The 9291-nt window shown below is 29.1% G+C and carries 8 protein-coding genes; 4 read left to right on the top strand and 4 right to left on the bottom strand.

Annotation, left to right across the window (positions count from 1 at the left end):
* Window positions 1-51: 51 nt before the first annotated feature.
* Genes L8W64_RS07695 through waaC form a run of 4 tightly spaced genes read right to left on the bottom strand, consistent with a single transcriptional unit; the run spans window position 52 to window position 4651 of the window.
* Complete coding sequence (locus L8W64_RS07695; RefSeq protein ID WP_263673367.1) at window positions 52-1203, bottom strand: glycosyltransferase family 2 protein; 1152 nt, start codon at window positions 1201-1203, stop codon at window positions 52-54.
* A gap of 3 nt (window positions 1204-1206) precedes the next feature.
* Window positions 1207-2754, bottom strand: coding sequence for a glycosyltransferase family 2 protein (locus tag L8W64_RS07690; RefSeq protein ID WP_263664945.1), 1548 nt, complete (start codon window positions 2752-2754; stop codon window positions 1207-1209).
* Between the two features lie 8 nt (window positions 2755-2762).
* A complete protein-coding gene (locus tag L8W64_RS07685) occupies window positions 2763-3635 on the bottom strand; it encodes a lipid A biosynthesis lauroyl acyltransferase (RefSeq protein ID WP_263662615.1) in 873 nt (290 codons plus the stop codon).
* Window positions 3632-4651 carry a lipopolysaccharide heptosyltransferase I gene (gene waaC / locus L8W64_RS07680; RefSeq protein WP_263673366.1) on the bottom strand — a complete coding sequence of 340 codons (1020 nt, stop codon included), beginning with the start codon at window positions 4649-4651 and terminating at the stop codon, window positions 3632-3634. The genes L8W64_RS07685 and waaC overlap by 4 nt, the downstream gene beginning before the upstream one ends.
* A 66-nt stretch (window positions 4652-4717) precedes the next feature.
* On the opposite strand from waaC, the gene L8W64_RS07675 reads away from it, so the two are divergent.
* From L8W64_RS07675 to L8W64_RS07660, 4 genes are read left to right on the top strand one after another with little or no spacing between them, the layout of a single operon-like run.
* Complete coding sequence (locus L8W64_RS07675; RefSeq protein ID WP_263673365.1) at window positions 4718-5497, top strand: 3'-5' exonuclease; 780 nt, start codon at window positions 4718-4720, stop codon at window positions 5495-5497.
* A gap of 58 nt (window positions 5498-5555) precedes the next feature.
* Window positions 5556-6542 (top strand): UDP-glucose 4-epimerase GalE, encoded by a 987-nt coding sequence (gene galE, locus L8W64_RS07670; protein WP_012661952.1) that lies wholly within the window; start codon window positions 5556-5558, stop codon window positions 6540-6542.
* On the top strand, window positions 6536-8230 hold the full coding sequence (locus L8W64_RS07665; RefSeq protein WP_263673364.1) for an ABC transporter ATP-binding protein: 1695 nt from the start codon (window positions 6536-6538) through the stop codon (window positions 8228-8230). The genes galE and L8W64_RS07665 overlap by 7 nt, the downstream gene beginning before the upstream one ends.
* The gene (locus L8W64_RS07660; protein WP_263673363.1) at window positions 8227-9291 is read left to right on the top strand and encodes a glycosyltransferase; all 1065 of its coding nucleotides are present in this window, start codon (window positions 8227-8229) and stop codon (window positions 9289-9291) included. Before L8W64_RS07665 ends, L8W64_RS07660 begins: the two co-directional genes overlap by 4 nt.

The following is a 9291-nucleotide window of genomic DNA, read 5'->3' as shown; positions in this document are numbered from 1 at the left end:
TTTTTTCATGCTTTATCTCCAAGTTGTTTTTTACAATATCCAAACAAACAATTAAAACCTAAAAATTCTTTTAATTTTTTGCCAAATTTTCCAAAGATCATAAGGAATTTTTGTTTGAATAAAAGGTTTGATTATGGGTAATTTTTCCTTTAAATTTAAAGGATCTTTTTTAAATTTTTTGATCATTAAAGCTTTTTTTGCATAAAAAGGTAAAAATACTTTTTTCATTGCTTCAATATTCTCTCCATAATTGTTTTTAAAAAATTCTATAAATTCCAAAGCCATCACAACCCTGCTTACAGCTTTAAGATAGTCTTTTGTCTTTTTAGGATCTTGCTCAAAAACATCATATATATCTTTAAAATAGTCAGCTATATTTGCCTTTGTAACTTTTTTATCATGATTAGAAACACTATTAGCTCTTAATCGACATAAATACATTTTTTTTGGAAAAACATATATAGATTTAGCACTTGCAAATAAAATCAGGCCAAAATGCACATCTTCATTAATGATTTTATTTATAAATTTTAATTTTATATTTTTTAAAAAATTAAAATTTATCATTCCCATTACGCCAAAAGCAACATCCCTTGAACCTACTTTTAAAGCTTGCTTAGCATACTCTCTTGGAGTAATAATACACTCTTTAGTATAATTAAATATTTCCATTTTTGTTTTTTGGCCTTTATCTTTTATTCCTTCTTCATAAATACACATATAATCAAACCATAAAACATCAACATTATTCATTCTTAAAACACACTCTTCTATGGTATTTAACTCCCAAAAATTATCTGAATCTAAAAATATAATATAATCAATCTCTGGAATTTTTAATAATTTATCATTTTGCTTGTTTTTATAAATTCTTGAAATACAATAAGGGTTTGCATTAGAAATACTAAAAGTATATAGCTGCCCCTCTTCTTTTAAAAAACTTATTTTATAATTATTTGATAAAAATTCAATCCCAGCATTTTTAGCACTACTTTGTCCACCATTTTTTTTATCAAAAAGGGTGATTCTTTTATCTTTTAGAGTGTATTCTTTTGCAATATTGAGTGAGTTTTCATCTGTACTACCATCATTTACTAGTATGATTTCTAAATTAGTATAGGTTTGATTGATTACACTATCTAAACATTCTTTTAGATATTTTTCTACATTGTATATGGGAATTACTATGCCTACTTTTTTCATACTTTATCTCCAAGTTATTTTTTTATTTTTTATAGTTTCAAGATAAATTTGATGATTGATTTCAAGCATATTTTTGCTATTTTCTTCATGGTAGATATGATAAGCCAGAGCATTAAATTTAAGCCTTTTAAACACTCCCTCATTAAATAAAAATCTAGCTACAAACTCGCTATCTTCCCTACCCCAGCCTATAAATTTTTCATTAAATCCCTCAATGGCTTCAAAATCACTTTTATAAAAGCTCATATTGCAGCCTCTTATACCTTTAATAAGTTGTGATTTTTTAAAAAATTTCTTAGCTAGTTTTGAAAATTTATATATACATTTAGCTAAAAAAATATTTCTTTGATTTTTAAAACCCTTTTTATTAAAAGCCAAACTAAAATCATTTTTGCTTAAAAGTTCTTTGCTTTCTTTTTCATTTAAAATCACCCTAGAACCTTGCAAAAATACTTTTTTTTGTGCAAATTTCAAATGATCAGCTACAAAACTTTTTTCTAAAACCATATCTCCATCTATAACGATTATATATTCGCTTTTAGAAGCTTTAATAGCTTTGTTTCTAATCTCACTTAGTCTAAACCCCTTATCTTCTTGCCAAATATGCTCTAACTTACATGGAAAATCTTTCTGATAAGCTTGTATAAGCTTGACTGTATCTTCCCTGCTTCCATCATCAGCTATTAAAACCTCATCTGGTAAAGGCTCTAAGTTTTTAACGCTATCAAGCACCAAAGCAAGCCTTTCTTTTTGATTATAGGTTGTGATGATCAAAGCACAAGTTTTTGGCTTTTGTTTTTTTAACTCATACAATTTCATATATTTAAAAAAGGCCCCAAGACCATTGCAAGTACTTATGATAAAGCCTTTATAGCCATAAAAAATCCCTTTTTTCAAAACATAATTTCTAAAAAACGTCCAAATTCCTCTTAGCAATGCCTTGCAAACACTACTTTCTCTGTGTAAATTTTGCAAAGCCCAAAGCTTAGAGTATTTTTGAAGCTTATCTAGCAAACTATCGATATCATCAAACGCAAAATGTCTCAAACCATTTTGCAACTTAATCTTTTTACTATCTTCATATAAAATCAAACTCTCATGCACTAAATTTTCATTAAAATTAGTATGGGTTTTATTAAACACCCGCATTACATGATCGGGCCACCACCCACAAGCTTTAATCCACTCTCCATTATATAAATTTTCTCTTGGTAAGGCTATAATATCTTCTTTATTAGGCTCAATTTGCCCTAATTCTTGTAAAAATTCTTTCTTAGCAAGCTCATCTGCGTCAATATTAAAAATCCAATCATTGCTAGCATAACTTATGGCTAAATTTTTCAAAGGTCCAAAACCTATAAATTTATGCTGATAAATCTTGATATTTTTATAACTTTTACTAAACTCATAAGCAATTTTTAAAGTATCATCATTGCTATCATTTTCTATCAAAACTATCTCGCCAAATTCTTGCAAAGATTCCAAGCAAGCTTTTAAAGTTTTTTGAGCATTTTTAACAATCATTATCACACTAATTTGCTTTAAATCCATTTTATGTCCTATAAATATAATTCATGATTGTATCTTTTAAATCTCTTATGAAAGAAAAAATACTCATCAGGTTTAAATTTAATCATCTCTTCACAACACTTTGCTTGATACTTAGTAAGCTCTTCTATACTTGCCTTGCTTGCATCTAAAGCCTTAAAAGTTTTTACAAAAAATTTCTCATCTTTTTGATACACAAAACAAGGTAAAATCATAGCATTTGTTTTTTTAGCAAGTACACTTGCACCTGCTATGAAATTTACTTCTTGGTTAAAATATTGTATTTTTACACTTTCACTATCCACTGCATCTTGATCGGTTAAAATTCCAAGCGATCTACCTTCTTTTAAGGCTTTTAGCATTTTTCTAAGCCCGCCCTTTTTTTCTATAAGCTCTATATTAAATTGCGTGCGATTTTTACTTAAAATTTTATCCATTATCACGCTATCAAGTGCTCTTCCAACTATGGAAATTCCTTGAAATTTAGCTCCAAAAGACAAAGCCAAAAGCTCCCAGTTACCATAATGAGCCGTAGTTACAATCAAGGGTCTTTTACTTTGCATTATATTTAAAATTTGCTCCTCATCATCAAAGCAAATTTTATCGATAATTTCTTCTTTGCTTGCATTTTGATTTTTGATAAAATCAATCCCAAATTTAGCAAAATTTTTATAGATATTAAGACTAGTTTCATCACGCCATTTTTGATCTTTTTCAGGAAAGCAAATTTTTAAGTTTATGTCAATGATTTTGCGGTGTTTGTGATTTAACTTATAAGTGATTAAAGCAACCAAATTTGCAAAAGAATTTAAAAGTTTTACAGGTAAAATCTTCACAAGGGCTTTTAATATATAAAAAAGGCTTAGATATACATAATTTATCATTTTTCTAAAAGCTCACAAGCTAGTTTAAAAATATCTTTTTCATCGATATTTTGTATGCAAAAATCACTTTTATCTATATGTTTTGAATGCAGTATTTTTTTACCTGCATTGATTGTTTTGTTGATATTTGTTTCATAAGTATTTCTTTGGCTAGGAGTAGCACCAAAAATCGTTATAGAAGGCTTGTTTAATGCAAAGGCTAAATGAGTAGGCCCGCTATCATTTCCGATAATTAAATCACTTGTCTTAGTTAAAGCACAAAGCTCACTTAAGCTTAATTTTGGTGCAAGTTCTATTTTCAAATGTTTTAAATTTAAAACTATATCTTTAGCAAAATTAAACTCATTAACATTACCCCAACCAAGCATGATTTTTGCACTAGTAAAATACTCTAAAAGCATTCTGCAAAGTAGTATCAAACGCTCTTTTGGGTAAATTTTATTAGGCATAGATGAGCCTACATGTATGAGTATATTTGGCGCACTTTCACTTAAAGAAAGTCTTTGCTCTAGCTCTTCTTTTAACTCATCATCTACGCTAAAACAACTTTGTTTTAACTCTATGTCACTATGATCAAAATGCTCATTTAGCACATAAGCTACCAAAGAAAGATTACGCACGATAATATTTTCTTCATAATTACACGCAAATTTATGCGTATAAAAATTGCTCGCAAAGCCCTCTTTTATGCTTTCTTGATCAAAACCAAAAGTATTAGCACATAAAAATTTACTCACTAAAGCAGATTTAATCAAACCTTGCAAATCAATCACAACATCATATTTATTTTGCCTAGCTTCAAAAAGCATAGCAAAAACTTCTTTGAATTTTCTATCTTTCAAAGGCAGGGCATAAACTTCATTGATCATTGGATGATCTTGCAATAATCCTGCAAATCTTGCATCTACAAACCAATCAATACTCGCCTTAGGATAATGCTTTTTAATAAATTGTAAAACAATTACCGCATGGATGATATCTCCAAGTGCAGATAATTTAACCAAACCTATTTTCATATACTACTTTATTTTTAAATTTTCTGTTATGATTTTAACAAAGATTTTTTTAAAAAAAGGTTTATCATGCAAGAATATATTTGCGTTTTTGATTGTGAGAGCATTCCTGATGCAGAATTGATAAAACATCTTTATAATTTTAATGGCGATGATTTAAGCATTAGCAAGCAAGCTTTAGAAAGACAAAAAGAAGAAAGTGGAAGTGAATTTTTACCCCTACCTTTTCATAAAGTTGTAAGCATTTGTGCAGTGATTGCAGATAAATTTGGAAATTTCATCAAAGTCAATAAAATCAAAGGCGAAAATGAAAAACAAATGCTAGAAGAGTTTTTTAACTTCATAGATAAACACCAACCCCGCCTTGTAAGTTTTAATGGCAAAAGCTATGACATGCCTTTGCTTGTTATAAGAGCATTAAAATACAATATCAACGCAAGTGCTTATTTGGACGCAAGCGATAAATGGAATAACTACAAAAGCAAATTTGTAGAAAATAAACATTGTGATTTATTAGAATCTTTAGGAAGTTTTGGCCAAAAAGGCTTAAAACTTGACACACTTTGTGCTATGGCAGGACTTCCTGGAAAGTATGATGTGCATGGAAATGAAGTATTAGAACTTTTTTATCAAAACAAATTAGAAAAAATTCACGAGTATTGCGAGAGTGATGTGTTAAACACCTATATGCTATTTTTAAAATACGAACTCATTAAAGGTAATTTAACCCAAGAAGATTATCTTAATATTTTAGAAAATTTCAAAGAAGAGCTTTTGCAAAAACATAGCGATAAAAGCTATCAAAAGCCATTTTTAGAAGCCATAGAAAAAGAAAAGAGTAAGTTTTAAATTAATTAAGAAAAGTATATTAAAATAACTATTATTAAATATCACAAAAAGGATAAAAATGAAAATTTTAATCACCGGTGGCGCAGGATACATAGGCTCTCATACTTTAAAACAATTTTTAGAAACAAATCATGAAATTTGTGTATTAGATAATCTTTCAAAAGGCAGTAAAAAAAGTTTGGATGAACTTTCTAAAATCAGACCTTTTAAGTTTTTTGAGCAAGATTTAAGCGATTATGCTGGGATTAAAAAACTTTTCAAAGAAGAAAAATTTGATGCAATTGTGCATTTTGCAGCTAGTATTGAAGTTCCTGAAAGTATGGAAAATCCTTTAAAATATTATATGAACAATACCGCAAACACAAGTAATCTAATCCAAACTTGTTTAGAAACAGGTGTGAAAAAATTCATTTTTTCTTCAACCGCAGCTACTTATGGAGAGCCACAAACTCCTATCGTAGATGAGCAAAGTCCATTAGCACCGATTAATCCTTATGGACAAAGCAAACTAATGAGCGAAAAAGTCTTGCAAGATGCTAATATGGCTAATCCTGAATTTAAATACTGCATTTTAAGATACTTCAATGTAGCAGGTGCTTGCATGAGTTATCCTATAGGTCAACGCTATCCAAAAGCTACTTTACTTATCAAGGTTGCTGCTGAAGTAGCCACAGGAAAAAGAGAAAAACTTTATATTTTTGGTGATGATTATAATACTAAAGATGGTACTTGTATTAGAGATTTTATCCATGTTGATGATATTTCAAGTGCACATTTAGCTGCTTTAGAATACTTAGAAAACAATGAAAGTAATATTTTCAATGTAGGATATGGACACGGTTTTAGCGTAAAAGAAGTTATTGAAACCATGAAAAAAGTAAGCGGAGTAGATTTCACGGTAGAACTTGCACCAAAAAGAGCTGGGGATCCTTCTGTGCTTATTTCAAATGCTGATAAAATCAAAACCCTAACCAATTGGAAACCAAAATATGATAATTTAGAATTAATCTGTAAAAGTGCTTATGAGTGGGAAAAACAGTGTTAAAAAAACTTTTTTTCATACTCAATGCCCATGATAAGAAATTTTTATTTGCTTTGCTAATTTTTTCTATTTTTATAGGATTTATAGAAAGCTTTGCTATTTCTTTGATCATGCCTTTTGTATCAGTGGCGAGTAATTTTGAGCTTTTAGAAAAAAGCTCCTATTTTCAACCTGTATATGAGTATTTAAATTTACCAAGTTATAAGATTATTGCTTATTTTGGCTGTATATTAATCGCCTTTTATATTTTTAGAGCCTTTTTAAATGCCTTTTATTTTCATTTGCTTGCGCGTTTTTCTAAAGGGCGTTACCACAGCCTTGCTTGTCGTATTTTTGATAAATACCTACACCTTGAATATGAAAATTTTACTAACAAAAATCAATCAGAACTTTTAAAAACTATTACTCAAGAAGTATTTCATTTAAGCACTTTAATTAGTGCTTTTTTACTTATGCTAAGTGAAAGCTTTGTGGTGTTTTTACTTTATACTTTATTGCTAATTATCAACTATAAAATTACCCTAGCTTTAAGTGCTTTTTTACTTTTAAATGCTTTTATTTTGATTAAAATCCTCTCACCCTTGGTAAAAAAAGCTTCCATAGCTAGAGAAGAGGCGATGAAAAATTATTTTGAAATTTTAAATGCAAATTTAAACAACCTTAAGATCATCAAACTCAAAACCAAAGAACAAAGCACACAAAAACTTTATGAAATTCAAAGCGGGCTTTTTGCCAAAGCAAACATTAGCAATGAAAGCATGTCAAGCATTCCTAGAATTTACCTTGAAGGTATAGGTTTTTGTATGCTTTGTTTTATCGTAGTGTATTTAGTTTTAAGATATGAAAGTGATATTTCATCTATCTTAGCAACTATTACTATTTTTGTGGTGGCTCTTTATAGGCTTATGCCAAGTGCTAATCGTATCATCACAAGTTATAATGAAATCACATATTATAAAAACTCTTTAGATATTATTTATAATATGTTCAATGAAAAAGAAGAAAAACTAGGCGATGAAAGTATTGAATTTAAAGAAAAAATCGTTTTGAAAAATCTTTTCTTTGCTTATAAGGGTAAGAAAAACTTATTTAAAAATTTAAATTTTGAGCTTAATAAAAATGAAAAAATCGCTTTTATAGGTAAAAGTGGAAGTGGTAAAAGTACTTTAGTTGATCTTATCATAGGACTTTTAAAACCAAGCGATGGAGCTATTTTTGTAGATGGAATTAAGCTTGATGAGAGCAATATAAAAAGTTTTAGAAGTAAAATTGGCTACATACCTCAACAAATTTATCTTTTTAATGATTCTATTGCTAAAAATATTAGCTTTGGAGAAGAAGTAGATGAAGCGCTTTTACACAAAGTGATCAAACAAGCTAATCTTGAAAGCTTTGTAAATTCACTTGAAGATGGAGTGCATACTAAGGTAGGTGATTCAGGTTCGTTTTTAAGTGGAGGCCAAAGACAAAGAATAGCCATAGCAAGAGCGCTTTACCAACAACCTGAAATTTTAGTTTTAGATGAAGCAACTAGTGCTCTTGATCAAGAAAGTGAAGCAAAAATCATGGAAGAAATCTATAAAATTTCAAAAGATAAAACCCTCATCATCATAGCTCATAGGCTCTCAACTATACAAGGTTGCGATAGAGTATTTGAAGTAAAACATGGGCATTTAAAGGAACAAGTATGAAAATCACTTTCATCATAGCTACTTTAAATTCAGGTGGTGCTGAAAGAGTATTAGTCACTTTAGCTAATGAACTTTGTAAAAATCATGAAATAAATATTATTAAATTTCACAAAGAAGACTCTTTTTACAAGCTTGATCCAAAAATCAAACTTTTTACCCTAGAGCAGTTTGACTTTTCCACTCTTTATAATAAAATAGCCTCACGCATTAAAAAATTCAAAGCCTTAAAACAAGCACTTAAAGACCACAAAAGCGATGTTTTTATCTCATTTTTAGATACAACTAATATTGCTTGCATTTGGGCAAACAAAGGTTTAAATACACCTTTAATCATTAGCGAGCATAGCTCTTATACTTATTTAAAATCTAAAATTTGGAAGTTTTTACGCCGTATAAGTTTTCCTCATGCAAATGCTTTAACCGTGCTAAGTAATGATGATAAAAATTACTATGAAAACTTTGTTAAAAAAGTTATCAATATGCCAAATCCTTGTCATTTTAGCCCTATTAAAGAAAATTTAGAAAAAGAAAATAATGTCATTTTTGTAGGCAGACTTGATCATAATAAAAATGCTTCTATGTTTTTAAAAGCCATAGCAAGGCTAGATACAAATTTACAAAAACAATACAACTTTTTCATAGCAGGCGATGGAGAATTAAGACAAGATTTAGAACAAGAAGCCAAGAATTTAAATATCAAAGTTAATTTTCTAGGTAAAGTTGAAAATATGCAAGAGCTTTATAAAAAAGCAAAAATAATCTGCCTTTGCTCTTTCATAGAAGGCTTGCCAACGGTTTTGCTTGAAAGTTTATATTATCAAGTAGCGCGCATTAGCACTAAATACACAAGCGGTCATAAAGATTTAATTGATGATGGAAAAGATGGATTTTTAGTAGATTTAGATGATGAAAAAGCTTTAAGCGAAAAACTCGCACTTTTAATGCAAGATGAAAATTTAAGAAAAACACTAGCGCTTAATGCACAGCAACGATGTAAAGATTATGAAGTGGCCAATGTAGCACAAAAATGGCTTGATTTAATCAAAGAAGTAAGGGTTTAA

This window comes from Campylobacter sp. IFREMER_LSEM_CL1097, from assembly GCF_025772225.1.
Classification (GTDB): domain Bacteria; phylum Campylobacterota; class Campylobacteria; order Campylobacterales; family Campylobacteraceae; genus Campylobacter_D; species Campylobacter_D lari_D.
This window is presented reverse-complemented; position numbering and strand designations above follow the sequence as displayed.

Coding starts and splice junctions, on each gene's coding strand:
- L8W64_RS07695 (WP_263673367.1), bottom strand. CDS start 1,203: ATGAAAAAAGTAGGCATAGTAATTCCCATATACAATGTAGAAAAATAT.
- L8W64_RS07690 (WP_263664945.1), bottom strand. CDS start 2,754: ATGGATTTAAAGCAAATTAGTGTGATAATGATTGTTAAAAATGCTCAA.
- L8W64_RS07685 (WP_263662615.1), bottom strand. CDS start 3,635: ATGATAAATTATGTATATCTAAGCCTTTTTTATATATTAAAAGCCCTT.
- waaC (WP_263673366.1), bottom strand. CDS start 4,651: ATGAAAATAGGTTTGGTTAAATTATCTGCACTTGGAGATATCATCCAT.
- L8W64_RS07675 (WP_263673365.1), top strand. CDS start 4,718: ATGCAAGAATATATTTGCGTTTTTGATTGTGAGAGCATTCCTGATGCA.
- galE (WP_012661952.1), top strand. CDS start 5,556: ATGAAAATTTTAATCACCGGTGGCGCAGGATACATAGGCTCTCATACT.
- L8W64_RS07660 (WP_263673363.1), top strand. CDS start 8,227: ATGAAAATCACTTTCATCATAGCTACTTTAAATTCAGGTGGTGCTGAA.